The organism is Cupriavidus sp. 01L45 (assembly GCF_056399885.1).
Genome location: NZ_JBFTSG010000001.1, coordinates 243895 through 259805, shown reverse-complemented (window position 1 = coordinate 259805; position 15911 = coordinate 243895). Strand labels below are relative to the sequence as shown.

The 15911-nt window shown below is 64.2% G+C and carries 16 protein-coding genes; 9 read left to right on the top strand and 7 right to left on the bottom strand.

Going from position 1 to position 15911, the window contains the following annotated elements:
* Positions 1–120: 120 nt before the first annotated feature.
* Positions 121–1050 (bottom strand): N-acetyl-gamma-glutamyl-phosphate reductase, encoded by a 930-nt coding sequence (gene argC, locus AC1DT6_RS01220; protein WP_441625408.1) that lies wholly within the window; start codon positions 1048–1050, stop codon positions 121–123.
* Between the two features lie 129 nt (positions 1051–1179).
* Here argC and AC1DT6_RS01215 point away from each other — a divergent pair, with 129 nt between their 5' ends.
* Positions 1180–2064 (top strand): LysR family transcriptional regulator, encoded by an 885-nt coding sequence (locus AC1DT6_RS01215; protein WP_441625406.1) that lies wholly within the window; start codon positions 1180–1182, stop codon positions 2062–2064.
* 248 nt (positions 2065–2312) lie between these two features.
* Here AC1DT6_RS01215 and AC1DT6_RS01210 read toward each other — a convergent pair whose 3' ends face one another.
* Positions 2313–2867 (bottom strand): hypothetical protein, encoded by a 555-nt coding sequence (locus tag AC1DT6_RS01210; RefSeq protein WP_441625404.1) that lies wholly within the window; start codon positions 2865–2867, stop codon positions 2313–2315.
* 130 nt (positions 2868–2997) lie between these two features.
* On the opposite strand from AC1DT6_RS01210, the gene AC1DT6_RS01205 reads away from it, so the two are divergent.
* A complete protein-coding gene (locus tag AC1DT6_RS01205) occupies positions 2998–3411 on the top strand; it encodes a DUF1484 family protein (protein ID WP_441625402.1) in 414 nt (137 codons plus the stop codon).
* Between the two features lie 178 nt (positions 3412–3589).
* On the opposite strand, the gene AC1DT6_RS01200 is transcribed toward AC1DT6_RS01205, so the two are convergent.
* Both AC1DT6_RS01200 and AC1DT6_RS01195 read right to left on the bottom strand, forming a co-directional pair.
* Positions 3590–4741, bottom strand: a complete 1152-nt coding sequence (locus tag AC1DT6_RS01200; protein ID WP_441625400.1) for a 50S ribosomal protein L11 methyltransferase — start codon at positions 4739–4741, stop codon at positions 3590–3592.
* A gap of 181 nt (positions 4742–4922) precedes the next feature.
* Positions 4923–5864, bottom strand: coding sequence for a CysB family HTH-type transcriptional regulator (locus tag AC1DT6_RS01195; RefSeq protein ID WP_477102999.1), 942 nt, complete (start codon positions 5862–5864; stop codon positions 4923–4925).
* 156 nt (positions 5865–6020) lie between these two features.
* Here AC1DT6_RS01195 and AC1DT6_RS01190 point away from each other — a divergent pair, with 156 nt between their 5' ends.
* The 7 genes from AC1DT6_RS01190 to cobA all read left to right on the top strand — a co-directional run bounded on the left by AC1DT6_RS01190 (position 6021) and on the right by cobA (position 13117).
* Positions 6021–6794 carry a sulfite exporter TauE/SafE family protein gene (locus AC1DT6_RS01190; protein ID WP_441625396.1) on the top strand — a complete coding sequence of 258 codons (774 nt, stop codon included), beginning with the start codon at positions 6021–6023 and terminating at the stop codon, positions 6792–6794.
* Positions 6795–6823: 29 nt separating this feature from the next.
* Positions 6824–8503 (top strand): nitrite/sulfite reductase, encoded by a 1680-nt coding sequence (locus tag AC1DT6_RS01185; protein ID WP_441625394.1) that lies wholly within the window; start codon positions 6824–6826, stop codon positions 8501–8503.
* A gap of 18 nt (positions 8504–8521) precedes the next feature.
* Complete coding sequence (locus AC1DT6_RS01180; RefSeq protein ID WP_441625392.1) at positions 8522–9103, top strand: DUF934 domain-containing protein; 582 nt, start codon at positions 8522–8524, stop codon at positions 9101–9103.
* A complete protein-coding gene (locus AC1DT6_RS01175; RefSeq protein WP_441625390.1) occupies positions 9100–9888 on the top strand; it encodes a phosphoadenylyl-sulfate reductase in 789 nt (262 codons plus the stop codon). The genes AC1DT6_RS01180 and AC1DT6_RS01175 overlap by 4 nt, the downstream gene beginning before the upstream one ends.
* An 11-nt stretch (positions 9889–9899) precedes the next feature.
* On the top strand, positions 9900–10862 hold the full coding sequence (gene cysD / locus AC1DT6_RS01170; RefSeq protein WP_441625388.1) for a sulfate adenylyltransferase subunit CysD: 963 nt from the start codon (positions 9900–9902) through the stop codon (positions 10860–10862).
* A 140-nt stretch (positions 10863–11002) separates the two neighbouring features.
* A complete protein-coding gene (locus tag AC1DT6_RS01165; RefSeq protein ID WP_441625386.1) occupies positions 11003–12307 on the top strand; it encodes a sulfate adenylyltransferase subunit 1 in 1305 nt (434 codons plus the stop codon).
* Between the two features lie 39 nt (positions 12308–12346).
* The gene (gene cobA / locus AC1DT6_RS01160) at positions 12347–13117 is read left to right on the top strand and encodes a uroporphyrinogen-III C-methyltransferase (RefSeq protein ID WP_441625384.1); all 771 of its coding nucleotides are present in this window, start codon (positions 12347–12349) and stop codon (positions 13115–13117) included.
* A gap of 82 nt (positions 13118–13199) precedes the next feature.
* Here the strand turns inward: cobA and AC1DT6_RS01155 are convergent, their stop codons facing one another.
* From AC1DT6_RS01155 to lptF, 3 genes are read right to left on the bottom strand one after another with little or no spacing between them, the layout of a single operon-like run.
* A complete protein-coding gene (locus AC1DT6_RS01155) occupies positions 13200–13604 on the bottom strand; it encodes a sirohydrochlorin chelatase (RefSeq protein WP_441625382.1) in 405 nt (134 codons plus the stop codon).
* Between the two features lie 21 nt (positions 13605–13625).
* On the bottom strand, positions 13626–14780 hold the full coding sequence (gene lptG, locus AC1DT6_RS01150) for an LPS export ABC transporter permease LptG (protein ID WP_276289849.1): 1155 nt from the start codon (positions 14778–14780) through the stop codon (positions 13626–13628).
* Positions 14777–15901, bottom strand: coding sequence for an LPS export ABC transporter permease LptF (gene lptF, locus AC1DT6_RS01145; protein WP_276289850.1), 1125 nt, complete (start codon positions 15899–15901; stop codon positions 14777–14779). Before lptF ends, lptG begins: the two co-directional genes overlap by 4 nt.
* Between the last annotated feature and the right edge of the window lie 10 nt (positions 15902–15911).

Genomic DNA, 15911 nt, shown 5'->3' with positions numbered 1-15911 from the left:
GTGGATGGCAGCGCTGCCGCCAGGCGGCGTGACGGTCATGCGGACGTGGTTTCGGAGACCAGATTGGCAACAATCGTTGGCATATGGGTGCGGCCGAACGTTAGCTCGAGCCATCGGCCACTATTGCTGCGTGAGCATCAGGTTCAGGTTCTGAACCGCAGCGCCGGATGCGCCTTTGCCAAGATTATCGAAAACCGCGGACAGCAGGACGTGCCCGTGTTCCATGTTAGGAAATACGCTTAAGCGCATGTCGTTCGTACCGTTCAGCACTTGCGGATCCAGGTGCTTTAAGGTGCACGATTCGTGCAGCGGCAAGACATGTACGTGGGCCGCCTCGGCATAGTGGCGTGCGAGGCATGCGTGTAACGTGGCGCCATCCACGTCGGGTGCCAACAGCCGCAACTCCAAGGGCACCGTCAGCACGATGCCCTGGCGGAACGCACCCAACGCAGGGACGAAGATGGGACGCTGCGCGAGCCCGGCGTGCTGCTGGATCTCCGGGGTGTGCTTGTGCGCGAGTTCCAGACCATATACCTGGTATGAAGGCGCGTTGACGGCACGCTGCCCCTCATGTTCCTCCACGCCGGCACGCCCGCGTCCGGAGTAGCCCGACACCGCATGAATGCTGATAGGGTAGTTGCCTGGTATGAGCCCAGCCTGCAACAGGGGACGCAGCAAGCCAATTGCACCGGTCGGATAGCAACCGGGATTGGTGACCCGACGTGCGTTCGCAATGCGCTCAGCCTGTCCCAGCGTCATTTCCGGAAAGCCGTATGTCCAGTCCGGCTGTGTGCGGTGGGCGGAACTTGCGTCGATGACTCTGACGGCAGGATTAACAATGGCGTCCACGGCCTCGCGCGCGGCGGCATCAGGCAAACAGAGGATGGCGATGTCGCAGGCGTTGATGGCTTCTGCGCGACGCCGCGGATCTTTGCGTTCCGCAGCGGCAAGCGTGAACAGTCTAAGGTCGGTCCGGTTGCGCAGCCGTTCGTGGATTTGCAACCCGGTGGTGCCTTGGTCGCCGTCGATGAAAACAACGGGAGAGCTCATACGTGGAATACTCCGGTGACTGTGTGTTGTAACAAGTAGAACGAGCCCCTATGTTCCATGGACCGCTAGAATAGGGAAAGTTGTATTTCATAACGTGAATATTCAGTTTTTCTGAATCTGGACGCCGACATGCGAGAGATCAGCCTGGACCGTTTGCGCACTCTGGTCGCCATTACCGACCGTGGCTCATTTGCCGATGCGGCGCGTGCGTTGCACCTGGCGCCGCCAACGGTCAGCCTCCACATCGCTGAACTAGAAGACCGCATTGGGGCGCCACTCCTGTCACGGAAGCGCGGACATGTCAGGCCGTCGGCGATAGGAGAGGTGCTGGTGGAGCGCGCGCGTCGACTGCTGGCCGATGCGGAGCAGGCGTTAGACGATATTCAGCGCCAGGTGCAGGGGCTCGAAGGGCGCGCGCGGCTCGGTGCGTCGACTGGCGTGATCGCGCACCTGTTGCCGCAAGCGCTTGAGGTGTTGCGCCAGCAACATCCCGCTATCGACATTCAGGTTGCAGTACTCACTTCGCATGAAACGCTGTCCCGACTGGCGGATGGAACGCTGGATGTTGGGCTGATCGCACTGCCTCAGCCCCCGGTGGCCGGACTCGTGATAAAGCCTTGGCGCCGCGACCCCGTGATGGCCTTTGTGCCGGCGCATTGGCGGTGTCCGGCCCGCGTCACGCCTGAATGGCTCGCCGCCCAACCTCTGATTCTCAATGACGCGACCACGCGTCTCTCGCGTCTGACTGCGGAGTGGTTCGCGACCGGGGGGCACCATCCTGCTCCGCGCATTCAGCTCAACTACAACGACGCGATCAAGAGTCTGGTAGCGGCAGGTTACGGCGCGGCGCTGTTGCCCCATGAGGCCACTACGCCATTGCCCGACAGCCGCATTGTCATGCGTCCGCTGCGCCCGGCGTTGTGGCGTCGGCTCGGCATCGCACATCGTGCGGGGTACGTTGAGCGTTCCACGCAACACGTACTTGATGTGTTGTGGGATCTGCGATTGGCGTAGGCGTTGCTATTTTCCGCTTCGGTTCGTTCTCGCTGGGACAGTAGCCTTATTGCACGCCACGACGAACGAATGGCCGGCTTGTAGAAATTGGACTGACCGGATTGGGGTCGATAACGGAAAAACGCAACTTCCGGCCGCAAGCCGCCATGCCGCGGGAGTGTGACGCGCCCGCCCAACGGACATCATGCCGTCGGCATGTCAGCCGCGCCCTCCGGAGCGAAGCGAGAGGGCCTGTCCCGCAGAACGCCTTACTTCCCGGCCAGTGCCGGGAATTGCGGGCTCGTCACAACCTGCTTCAGCAGTTCCTGCACGGCGGGGCCAAAGGCGTCAGCCACGTTTTTGCACGCGCCGGCGGCAGTCCAGCTCGTGTCGAACGGATATTTGACCGAGACCTTATAGCCCTTGTCAGCGGTCGACTTCACGACCATCGTGATCTGCCAGTACGCAGGCGACACGGAGCTGAAACTTAGTTCTTCGATGCGTCCCTCGATCGGGGCACCTTTCACGTCATAGGATTGAGCCATCAGGAGCTCTTCCTGGAAGGCGTCCTTGATGTACTGCGATGGCGTCTTGCCCGGCGCTACCCTTACCGGACCGTTCAGACGACACAGCGGGCTCTCATCGACGCCCGGCGCCAGACCGACGTCGGCAACGCTGACCTTCTTCGGTTGCAGGCTCTGCTGGATGGCGATGACATTGGCGGGGGAGGCCTTGTAAGGGATCGAATTCGTCGTCTCGCAACCGGTCAATAGAGCGCCAGCGGCGCAGAGGGTAGCAACAAGGGCGATCTTGCTTTGCTTCATGTCTTTCTTCCAGATGGGTTAAAGGGGCCTTGACGGTATGCGGGCCCGCAACGATAAACGGACGAATACCGGGGCAAATGAACCCCACCTTAGGAGGGGCCGCTGCTTGTCTGCCATGCGGCAAGCGCAAATGGCAGCTTCCGGCAGCCACAACCGGCCATTGAGCAAGCCGCACGACGTGCGGTGGAGCGACTGCTTTGCTCTCCAAACTGTCTCGCATTACCCCGAGCGCACGCTCACCCTCTCCCGGCAATCCGACCTACTCGCCGACCTGATCCGCATCACATTTCCAGCGGACACCCCCACAAAGCTAAGCGTGCAGGAGCTAGCGTACCAACTAGACGCTCTGCGCAGCGACGCCCAGATCATCGCCCAGGAAGGCTGCGCCGACCTGCTACGCGTAAGCGCAGGCCTCGGCTCCGTTCTAAAACTGCTGGATTACGACAGTGACGATGTAGAAGACAGTCACGGTTTGCATTGCTTGCTGATGCCGTTGAAGCGGCAATTGGATGCGGCTTTGAATCGGGTGCAAGGATTGCTTTGAGGTAGGGGAGGAGGGGGCTTGTGGCAGGGTGAGACGCGTCGCTCTTGCTAGCTCCCGCCCTCTCCCCCGCCCCTCTCCCGCAGACGGGAGAGGGGAGACAACAGAGCGGAGGTTGAGAGGCTCTGGTGTCTTTGAGCCGAGGCGGCGAGCGCCGCCCGGCTTGTCAGCGTGCTACAGCTTACTTAATACCCAGGCGCCACAACGAAGTCACTTCAGCCGCCCGCGCAGCATGCAGCGGGTCAGTCATATCAGTAGCCTTCGGATGGCTAGGCTTCACCTCCAACCGCCCCAGCACCTTCAACCCAGCCTCATCAATCCACGCCAGCAACTGGTCCCGCGAACGCAGCCCCAGGTGTTCAGCCAGATCAGACAGCAGCAGCCAGCCTTCACCCTTCGGCTCCAGATGATCAGCCAGCCCGGCAATAAATCCCTTCAGCATCTGGCAATCCGGGTCATACACCGCGCGCTCAATCGGCGAGTTCGGACGTGCCGGCACCCACGGCGGGTTACACACCACCAGCGGCGCACGGCCTTCCGGGAAGAGGTCGGCCTCTACCACTTCCACCTGGCCTGCCGCCTTGAGGCGGTGGATGTTGTCGCTGGCGCAGGCAAGCGCGCGCGGGTCCATGTCCGTGGCGATCACGCGCTTGACGCCGCGCTGGGCCAGCAGGGCGGCCAGCACGCCGGTGCCGGTGCCGATGTCGAAGGCGAGGTTGAGGGCGCCGGCGGGTAGCTGGGCCTTGGCGACCAGATCGATGTATTCGCCGCGCACCGGCGAGAAGACGCCGTAGTACGGATGGATGCGTTCAGCGAGCGCGGGAATCTCCACACCCTTCTTGCGCCACTCGTGCGCGCCGATCAGTCCGAGCAGTTCGCGCATCGATGCCACATACGGCGCATCGACTTCCCCATAGGCTTCCAGGCACGCCTCGCGCACATCGGGCGAGCGGCGCAGCGGCACCAGGTGGTCGGCGTCAAAGGGCAGCAGCAGCATGGAGAGCGTGCGGGCGCGCTGGGACTGGGCCTGGCGGTGCAGGTGGAAGGCTTCGGTCGGGGTGGGCTTTGCCTTGGGCACCTTGGAGGCCTTGGCGGCCTTCTTGGGCTTGTCGGCGCGGCGGGCCAGCGCTTGCAGCAGCTGGCGGGCGTTCTGGAAGTCGCCGCGCCAGAGCATGGCGGTGCCTTCGCAGGCGAGGCGGTAGGCGGTGTCGCCGGTGGTGGTGTCGTCGGCGATGACGACGCGCTTGGGCGGCGGCGCGCCGGCTTCGGAGCGCCAGTTCGCGCTGCGTTCTTCGCCGTTTTCGGTCCAGTGGATGGTGGCTTGCTCGGTCATTAGTTTCTTTCTGGCCACTTATGGCGGCCAATGGGGTTGTGCGGATAAGTCTGGCCAACATGGGCTGGCCATTCAAGGCGATCCGGCCCCGCCGCGCGCCGGCTGGCAAGCCGGGGCGCCCTGGCAGGGCTGGCATGGCGCGGCTGGTGGCGTTCCGGTCAGCCGCGCTGGATTGGGTGCTTCAGAGTTCGTACGCCTCGTGGTCGCCCGACATGGCTTGTTCTACCAGCTTGCGGTTCAGCGTCGGGGAGAACAACTCAATAAAGGTATACACAAAGCTGCGCAGGTAGGCGCCTTGCTTGACTGCCAGATGCGTCACATTGGTGCCGAACAGGTGTCCGGCGGGAATGCCGCGCAGGTTGCGGTCGCGCTCGGCGTCAAAGGCTACGCCGGCGACGATGCCTACGCCAAGGCCGATTTCCACATAGGTCTTGATCACGTCGGCGTCGATGGCTTCCAGGATGATGTCGGGCTTGAGGTGGCGCAGCTCGAAGGCTTTGTCGATCTTGGGGCGGCCGGCGAAGTTCGGATCATAAGTGATGATGGGGTAGCCCATCAGGTCTTCCAGCGCCAGGTGCTTCTTTTCCAGCAGGGGATGGTCGGGCGGCGTGACGACCACGTGCTGCCATTGGTAGCCGGGCAGGGAGATCAGGTTCTTGTCGGCGGAGATCCCTTCCGTGGCGATCCCGATGTCGGCATGGTCGTGCAGCACCATGTCGGCGATTTGCGTCGGATTGCCCTGTTGTATTGAAAGGCGCACTTTTGGGTAGCGTTTGGTAAACTCCGCGATCACCCGGGGCAGGGCGTAGCGCGCCTGGGTGTGGGTGGTGGCGATGGTGAAGTTGCCCTGGTCCTGGGCGGCGTAGTCCTTGCCCACCCGTTTCAGGCTTTCCACTTCCTGCAGGATCTTCTCCACCGACTCCAGAATGCGGCGGCCGGGCTCCGTCAGGCTGCGGATGCGCTTGCCGTGGCGGGTAAAGATATCCACGCCCAGCTCTTCCTCAAGCTCGATGATGGCCTTGGAGACGCCGGGCTGTGATGTATAGAGCGCTTTTGCGGCTTCGGTCAGGTTGTAGTTCTGGCGTACGGCTTCGCGCACAAAACGGAACTGGTGCAGGTTCATATATCCGTGTTCGTATAAACAAACAACTTCTTATTAGTTTGAGATATGAGGCCAGTTTATTACGATTCTCGAACTTTGTTAATGAACGGTCGGAACCTCCGCGCACGTGCCTCGTTTCCAGGCAGTCCCGGACGCTCACCGGCCTGGTGAACCCCAATGTCTCTTGCCTATACCGTTTCCGGTCTGCTAGTAGGCGTCCTCGTCGGTCTGACCGGGGTTGGCGGGGGTTCGCTCATGACGCCGCTGCTGACCCTGCTGTTCGGCTTCTCGCCGGCCACGGCGGTTGGCACCGACCTCGCCTTCGCCGCCATCACCAAGGGTTTCGGCACGGTGGCGCACCGCGCCCACGGCCATGTGCAGTGGCAGGTGGTGCGCCGCCTGTGCATCGGCAGCCTGCCGGCCGCGGTGGTGGCCATCCTGGTGCTCAAGAGCGCCGGTGAACTCAACGCGCAGTGGCTGCACGCGATCCGCCTGACCATCGGCGTGTCGGTGATCCTGACGGTATTGTCGCTCCTGTTCCGCAAGCAGATGCTGGCGTGGCTGGCACGCAACCCGCGCTTCCAGCTCGAAGGCCGTGCCCAGGCGGTTGCCACCGTGGTGGTGGGCGCCGTGATCGGGGTGCTGGTAACGGTGTCCTCGATCGGCGCGGGTGCCGTGGGCGCCACGCTCATTCTCCTGCTGTATCCCCGCATGAAGCCGGCCGAGGTGGCTGGCACCGATATCGCCTACGCCGTCCCGCTGACGGCGCTTGCCGGCTTGGGCCACGTTTGGCTCGGCACGGTGAACTGGACGCTGTTGCTGGCCTTGCTGGTGGGTTCGATCCCCGGCATCTGGCTGGGCGCGCAACTGTCGCGGGCGCTGCCCGAGCGGCTGGTGCGCGCCGCGCTGGCTACCACGCTGACGCTGGTCGCCATCAAGCTCGTCTCCTGAATTCAACGAATACTGAACGGACCCACACCATGTATCAGTACGACCAATACGACCAGCGCATCGTCAACGAGCGCGTAGCCCAGTTCCGTGACCAGGTGCGCCGCCGCCTGTCGGACGAACTGACCGAGGAAGAATTCCTGCCGCTGCGCTTGCAGAACGGCCTGTACATGCAGCGCCACGCCTACATGCTGCGCGTGGCGATTCCGTACGGCCTGCTGTCGAGCAAGCAGATGCGCATGCTGGGCCATATCGCGCGCGAGTATGACCGCGGCTATGGCCACTTCTCCACCCGCCAGAACATCCAGTACAACTGGATGGAACTGGAGCGCGTGCCCGACGTGCTGGCCGAACTCGCCAGCGTCGAGATGCACGGCATCCAGACTTCCGGCAATTGCGTGCGCAATATCACCACCGACCACTTCGCCGGCGTCGCGCCCGATGAGTCCGTGGACCCGCGCGTGCTGGCCGAACTGCTGCGCCAGTGGAGCACCTTCCAGCCGGAATTCGCGTTCCTGCCGCGCAAGTTCAAGATCGCCATCTCCGCTTCGGTCGACGACCGCGCCGTGGTGCAGATGCACGATATCGGCATCTACGCCTACCGCAATGCCCAGGGCGAAACGCGCCTGCGCATCCTGGCCGGCGGTGGCCTGGGCCGCACGCCGATCCTGGGTTCGGTGATCAAGGACGACCTGCCGTGGCAGCACCTGCTGTCGTACGTGGAATCGGCCATTCGCGTGTACAACCGCTATGGCCGCCGCGACAACAAGTACAAGGCTCGCATCAAGATCCTGGTGAAGGCCATCGGCGCGGAGAAGTTCGCGCAGGAAGTCGAGGAAGAGTGGCAGCACAGCAAGGATGGTCCCGCCACCATCACGCAGGCTGAGTTCGACCGCGTGGCGCAGTATTTCGCGCCCCCGGCCTACGACAAGCTGGCCGATACCGATGCTTCGTATGAAAAGCACCTGCTGGAAGAAAAGGCCTTCGCCCGCTGGGTGAGCCGCAGCGTGCATGCGCACAAGGTGCCCGGCTACGCCGCGGTCACGCTGTCGACCAAGCCCGGCCCGGCATCGCCCCCGGGAGATGCCACCGATGCGCAGATCGACCTGGTGGCCGACCTGGCCGACCGCTACGGCTACGGCGAACTGCGCGTGGCGCACGAGCAGAACCTGGTGCTGCCGGACGTGCGCAAGCGCGACCTGTACGCGCTGTGGCAGGAGGCTAGGAAGGCTGGCCTGGCTACTGCCAACATCGGCCTGCTGACCGACATCATCGCCTGCCCGGGCGGCGATTTCTGCTCGCTGGCCAATGCCAAGTCGATCCCCATCGCGCTGGCCATCCAGGAGCGTTTCGACAACCTGGACTACGTGCACGACCTGGGCGAGATCTCGCTGAACATCTCGGGTTGCATCAACGCCTGCGGCCACCACCATGTGGGCAATATCGGCGTGCTGGGCGTGGATAAGGACGGCGAGGAGTGGTACCAGGTCACGCTGGGCGGCGCGCAAGGCAACAAGAGCGCCATCGGCAAGGTGATCGGCCCGTCGTTCAAGGCCGACGAAATGCCCGACGTGGTGTCGCGCATCATCGACACCTTCGTGGCCAACCGCCATGACGACGAACGCTTCATCGACGTGCTGGGCCGTATCGGCATCGCCCCGTTCAAGGAACGCGTCTATGCCGACAAGCAGCGCGAACGCGCCGAAGCCTGAGCACCGGAGATAAACGACATGGCAAAGATTATTCAACTGCAACGCGGCGAAGGCGCCAACCCGGTCCCGGTCATCATCGATGACGCATGGACCGTGCTGCGCGGTGCCGAGGGCGCGGCCCTGACCGACGAACAGATCGTCGCCGCCGCGCAAGGCACGGACGCCGTGCTGTTCCCGCTGACCGCATGGCTGGCGCACAAGGACGGCGCACTGGCTGGCCGCGCGGCCGACGTCACCGGCATCTGGCTGGCGCCGGAAGACGAGCCGGCCGACGCGCAGGCCGCGTTTGCCAGCGTGGCCGTGGTGGCGGTGGATTTCCCCGTGTTCCGCGATGGCCGTGGTTTTTCCACCGCCTATCTGCTGCGCACCCGTTACAACTGGAAGGGCGAGCTGCGCGCCATCGGCGACGTGCTGCGCGACCAGCTCAATTTCATGAAGCGCTGCGGCTTCGACACCTTCGCCGTGCGCGCCGACAAGAACATCGACGACGCCATCAAGGGCTTCACGGAATTCACCGTGGCCTACCAGGCATCGGTGGACGAGCCGCTGCCGCTGTTCCGCCGCAACCGCGCCGAAGCGCTGGGCAAGGAAACGGCATGAGCGAGATTGCTATCGTCGAGGCTCCCGTCTCTTCGCTGCGTCCCCCGGCGCTGTGGACCGCGCCGGAGTACACCGGCAGCGTGGCGGATCTCGAAGCCAAGGAGCGTGAGCTTGGCCTGCGCCTGGCGCAAATCGCCGGCAGCTTCTTTCGCGCCCGCTTTGCCTCCAGCCTGGCGGCCGAAGACATGGTGGTGACGGATGCGATCCTGCGCGGCTCCGAGCAGGTGCGCGCGGGCATCCGCGTGTTCACGCTGCAAACCGGCCGCCTGCACGCCGAGACGTTGGCGGTGCTGGACGAAGTCAAGGCGCACTACGGCTACGACATCGAGCGCTTCACGCCGGACCCCGAGGCCATCGAGAACTACCTGAAGAACCACGGGCTGAACGCGTTCTACGACAGCGTGGACCTGCGCAAGAGCTGCTGCGGCATCCGCAAGGTGGAGCCGTTGAACCGCGCGCTGTCGCATGCGGACGCATGGCTGACCGGCCAGCGCCGCGAGCAGGCGGTGACGCGCTCGGAGCTGCCGTTCGAGGAAATGGATGAGGCGCGCGGCATTCCGAAGTTCAACCCGCTCGCCGACTGGAGCGAGGCCGAGGTGTGGGCTTACCTGAAGCGGCATGACGTGCCGGTCAACGCGCTGCATGCCAAGGGCTACCCCAGCATCGGCTGCGAGCCCTGTACGCGCGCCGTGCGCGCCGGCGAGGATGTGCGCGCCGGACGGTGGTGGTGGGAGAGCAAGGACTCGAAAGAGTGCGGGCTTCACGAACAGAACATCAAGCATTGAGGCCAGACGAAATGGGCATCATGAACGAACTGACTGGCGCGCCGGAAGTGGCGCACCTGCTGCAAGTGCAAAACGATCACCTCGACAAGCTCGAGGCGGAATCCATCTACATCATCCGCGAGGTGGTGGCGGAGTGCCGCAACCCGGCGCTGCTGTTCTCGGGCGGCAAGGATTCGATCGTCATGCTGCATCTGGCGCTCAAGGCATTCCGCCTGGGCGACCGCAAGACCGAACTGCCGTTCCCGCTGGTGCATATCGATACCGGCCACAACTACCCGGAAGTGATCACTTTCCGCGACCAGCGCGTGGCCGAGCTCGGTGCGCGCCTGGTGGTGGGCCATGTGGAAGATTCCATCAAGCGCGGCACCGTGCGCCTGCGCAAGGAAACCGACTCGCGCAATGCCGCGCAAGCCGTGACCCTGCTGGAAACCATCGAGGCCAACAAGTACGACGCGCTGATGGGCGGTGCCCGCCGCGATGAAGAAAAGGCGCGTGCCAAGGAACGCATCTTCTCCTTCCGCGACGAGTTCGGCCAGTGGGACCCGAAGGCCCAGCGCCCGGAACTGTGGAGTCTGTATAACGCCCGCATGGCCGCCGGCGAACAGATGCGCGTGTTCCCCATCTCCAACTGGACCGAGCTGGACGTGTGGCAGTACATCGCCCGTGAAGAGCTTGAGCTGCCTCCGATCTACTACGCGCACCAGCGCGAAGTGGTGAAGAAGAACGGCCTGCTGGTGCCGGTCACGCCGATCACGCCGAAGCAAGACGGCGACGTCAGCGAAGTGATCTCGGTGCGTTTTCGCACCGTGGGCGACATCAGCTGCACCTGCCCTGTGGCCAGCGTTGCGGCCTCGCCGATCGAGATCATCGCCGAGACGGCCGTGACCGAAATCACCGAGCGCGGCGCGACGCGGATGGACGACCAGACGAGCGAAGCGTCCATGGAACGCCGCAAGAAAGAAGGCTACTTCTAACCCGGACGCATAGGCGGGCACATCGCGTCGTTGCGAGAGTGCTCGTGTACCAATGTACACGTCGCCCTCACGCGCCTAGCGCTGCCTCCCGCCTATGCGCCGGAGCGAGCGCTGCGAGAGGGAAGAAGAAAGGATTTGACATGAGCACCCAAGCAACACACCAAGGCCTGCTGCGTTTTATCACCGCGGGTTCGGTCGACGATGGCAAGAGCACGCTGATTGGCCGCCTGCTGTATGACAGCAAGGCTGTGCTGTCCGATCAGCTGACCGCGCTGACCAAGGCCAAGAACAAGCGTACCGCCGGCGAGCAGATCGATTTCTCGCTGCTGACCGATGGCCTGGAAGCCGAGCGCGAGCAGGGCATCACCATCGACGTGGCTTACCGCTACTTCTCCACCGCGCGCCGCAAGTTCATCATCGCGGACACGCCGGGGCATGAGCAGTACACCCGCAACATGGTGACGGGCGCGTCCACCGCGCATGCCGCCATCGTGCTGGTCGACGCCACCCGCGTGACCGTGACCGACGGCCGCGCCGAACTGCTGGCCCAGACCAAGCGCCATTCGGCCATTCTCAAGCTGCTGGAGCTGCAGCATGTGATCGTGGCGGTCAACAAGATGGACCTGGTCGAGTTCAGCGAAGAGCGCTTCAACCAGATCCGCGACGCCTACACCGAACTGGCTGCCCAGTTGGGCCTGAAGGACGTGCGCTACGTGCCGGTATCGGCGCTGCGTGGCGACAATATCGTCAACGCCAGCCAGGCCATGCCGTGGTACCAGGGCGAGCCGCTGCTGCCGCTGCTCGAAGCGCTGCCGGTGGAAGAAGCCGCGTCCGAAGGCGACGATGCGTTGCGTTTCCCGGTGCAGCTGGTGATTCGCCAGGACGGCGCCCAGGCGGACGATTTCCGCGGCTATGCCGGCCGGGTCGAGGCAGGCACCGTGCGCGTGGGCCAGAAGCTGCGCGTGCTGCCGACCAATCGCGATGCCGTGGTGGCCGAGGTGCTGACGCCCAATGGCGTGGCCGAATCGGCCAGCGTAGGCGAGACCGTCACGGTGCGCCTGTCGGAAGATGTGGATGTGTCACGCGGTGATATGTTCGTTGCCGCCGGCGCGGACAGCGTTTCGGCCAAGAAGCTGACCGCCGACCTGTGCTGGTTCGACGACGAATCGCTCAACCCGGCCCGCAAGTACGTGCTCAAGCACACCACGGCCAGCGTGTTTGCGCGCGTCTCGTCTGTGGACCGCGTGCTGGATGTGCACACGCTGTTGCACGAAACCGGCCGCCACGACATCGGCCTGAACGATATCGGCTCGGTGCAGATCTCGCTGCAAAAGCCCATCGTCTGCGATGCATACGGCGACAACCCGGCGACCGGCGCTTTCGTGCTGATCGACGAGGCGACCAACCACACGGTGGCCGCAGGCATGATCCGTGCGTTCGCTTAAGGCGAATGAACTGATCAAGCGAACGCGAAGGAGCATGGCATGGGCAAGGTCTACCTGATCGGGGCAGGTCCCGGTGCCGCGGACCTCATTACGGTGCGCGGTGCACGGCTTTTGGGCGAAGCCCAGGTGGTGCTGCACGATGCGCTGGTGTCGCCCGAGATGCTGGCATGGTGTCCGCAGGCGCAGCTGATCGAGGTGGGCAAGCGGTGCGGGCAACGCTCCACCGCGCAGTTGTTCATCAACCGCCAGATCGTCGACCAGGCCCGCAAGCATGATCGCGTGGTGCGCCTCAAGGGCGGCGACCCGATGCTGTTCGGCCGCGCCGACGAGGAATTGCAGGCGCTGGAAGAAGCTGGCATCGAGTATGAGGTCGTGCCGGGCATTACCGCCGCGCTGGCGGCCGCGTCCGCCATCCGCAAGCCCCTCACCAAGCGCGGCGTATCGCGCAGCGTGGCCTTTGCGACGCAGTCCAAGGCAGCCGACACGGTCGACGTGGAGGCCGATGTGAAGGCCGATACGCTGGTGTATTACATGGGCCGCGATCAGGCCGCGTCCATTGCGGCGCAGTTGATCTCGCATGGCAAGCCGGCTTCCACGCCCGCCTGGGTGGTCGAGGCCGCGACGTCGGCGCACCAGCGCAGCAGGCAGTTCACGCTGCGCCAGATGGCGGCGGGCGAGGCGGCGGCATGGATCGATCCGACCCATCCCAGCCTGTTGATGATTGGCGAGGCGCTGGCTTCGCGGGCCAGCGAGGCGGTGCCGCAGGATGCCGATGGCGGCGTGTCGTACGGGGAAACTCGCGCAGCCTGAATCGTGGGCGCGATGTGAAAAAGCCGGACAACGTAGGTGGCGTTGTCCGGCTTTTTCTTTGGGCTTTCGTGGCGCGCCTGCGTCAGACTTTGCTGCTGGCAAGCGTCCCCACGCAGTAGGCCGCAATCGCATCCAGCACGCTCTCATCCTCTCCCACCGCCGTGGCGCAACGGATCGTCACCCCCGGAAGCCGCTGGCGGCAGTCGTCGAGCAGTGCCGGCAGGTCACGCCGCAGATGCCCGCCCTGGCCAAAAAAGACCGGCACCACATTGATATCGGCAACGCCGGCCGCAGCCAGTTCGGCCAGCGTGTCCGGCAGCGAAGGCGTCATCAGTTCCAGGAACGCCAGCCGCACGGCGCTGTCCGGCAAGGCAGCGGCCAGCTTGGCGTGCAGCCGGTCAAACGGCTCCCGCCAGCGCACGTCGCGCGCACCGTGGCCGAACAGCACCAGGGCCTGGCGCGCAAGGGGGGCGGGGGTCGCGGTCATCTTCGGGCCTCGATGCGGGTCTTAATGCCGGTCCACCCAGCGCAACGCGCCAAGCGCCACCAGCAGGTACAGCGTGCCGGGTATCAGCGCCGAGACGATCGGCGGCCAGGTATGCAACAGCCCCACGTGCGAAAACAGCGTGTTGGACAGGTGGAACGACAGCCCCAGCATGATGCCGCCGAACACCTTGACGCCCACGGCGCCGGCCCGCGCGTGCAGGTAGGCGAAGGGCAGGGCCAGCGCCACCATCACGAACAGGGTCAGCGGGTAGATCACTTTCTTCCAGAAGGCGATTTCATAGCGCTGGGTGTCCTGCTTGTTGTCGCGCAGGTGGCGGATATAGCGGAACAGGTCCAGCGTGGACATGCGCTCGGGCTCCACCAGCAGCACGGACAGGATCTGCGGCGTCAGTTCGGAACGCATGGCCAGGCTGGGTACGCTTCGCTGCTCGCCGCGGAAGACCGGCGCCAGGGTGTCGGCCTTGCCCGGCTCGCCCCTGGGCAAATCCAGGAAATGGGTTTCGGTGACGCCGGTGAGCTGCCAGGACTGGTTGCCCTGGTAGCGGCCTTCCTTGGCCACGCGGATCACGCTGAGCCGGTATTGCTGGTCGAATTCGTAGATGGTGACGCCGGTGATGCTCTGGTCGGGCCGCAGGCCGGCCACGTTGACGAAGCGGGTGACCTCATGGCCCAAGGTGGCGTCGCGGTCGCGGTCCTTGACCCACACGCCGGAGCGGAAACCCGCGGAGACGGTGGCGCCCAGTGCTTCCAGCTTGATCTTCTGCGCGTATTGCTCGGCCTTGGGGCCGATGAACTCGCCGAAGATAAACGTGGCGATGGCCAGCGGCACCGCCAGCTTGAACAGCGAGAACAGCGCCTGGCGCGTATTCAGGCCGGCCACCCGGAAGATCGTGTATTCCGACTGGCTGGCCAGTTGCGAGAAGACATAGATCGCACTGATCAGCACGGCGATCGGCAGCACCTCATAGATGCGCGTGGGCGCTTGCAGGATGACGTGGAAGAACGCCACCAGCGAGGTGTAGCGTCCGGCCACGCTCTCCAGTTCGCTGAGCATGTCGAAAAACACGAACAGCGCCAGCACCGCAAACAGGATAAAGGCGAAAACGCCGTAGATCAGCTGCCCGAAATAGCGCTCGTAGACCCGCAATACCCTCATGCCTGGCTCCCCGTGTTGCCGCCCTTGCGGGGCAGGCCGAAGACGGCACGCCAGCCTCCCAGGCTGCGGTTCTGGCGGTAGCGGAACAGCATCACCGCGCCCAGCAGGGCAAGCAGGTGGAATGGCCACCAGGCCAGGGAGAACGGGATCGAGCCGGAGCGCACCCAGGCCTGCGAGAGATTGATCAAGTTACTGTAGGTCAGGTAGATCAGCACCGCGAAGACCAGCGGCGTGTAACGGCCCAGGCGCGGGTTGACATAGGCAAGCGGGATGGCGATCAGTACGAAGTTGAAGGCCAGCAGCGGCAGCGACAGGCGCCACAGCAACTCCCCCAGGTTCTCGTTGGTGGGGTTGCGCAGCAGGTCGATGGTGTCGCGGCTCTTGGTCGGGATGTCGCCTTCCGCCTCGGGTGGTTTGCTGTCCACCTTGACCGCGTACTGGTCGAACTCGACGATGCGGTAGTCGAGCTTGCCGGGCGTGCCGGCATAGCGGCGGCCGTTTTCCATCACCACCATGCGGTCGCCGTTCGGCAGGGTCTGGAACTGGCCCTGGTGGGCCAGCGCCACGCCGATCTTGTCGGCTTCGGCGTTGGCGACAAAGACATTGCGCGCGTACTTCATGTCGGCGTCGATGCCTTCGATAAACAGCACATAGTTGCCCTTGGCCGGCTCGATGAAGCGGCCGGCGGCGATCATCGACAGCACGCCGCGCTGCTCGAAGCGGTCGCGGAACAAGGAGGTCTGCTGGTTGGCCCACGGCCAGGCGAAGATACCCAGCAGCAGCGACAGGATGATGAAGGGCGCGGCAAACTGCAGCACCGGCTTGACCAGGTCGCGCAGCGAGATGCCTGCCGAGAACCACACCACCATCTCCGAATCCTTGTACCAGCGCGTGAGCACGATCAGGGTGGAGATGAACAGCGTGGCCGACAGCAAAATGGACAGGTAGCCGATGGTGGCCAGGCCGATCAGCATCAGCACGTCGTTGGGGCTGGCCTTGCCGTTGGCGGCCATGCCCAGGATACGGATGACGAGCGAGGTCAGCATGAAAGTCAGCATGACCAGGAACACCGCGCCGGCGGTGTAGGCGAGCTCGCGACGCAAGGCTTGTTGAAAGATCATGCGGAGTCGG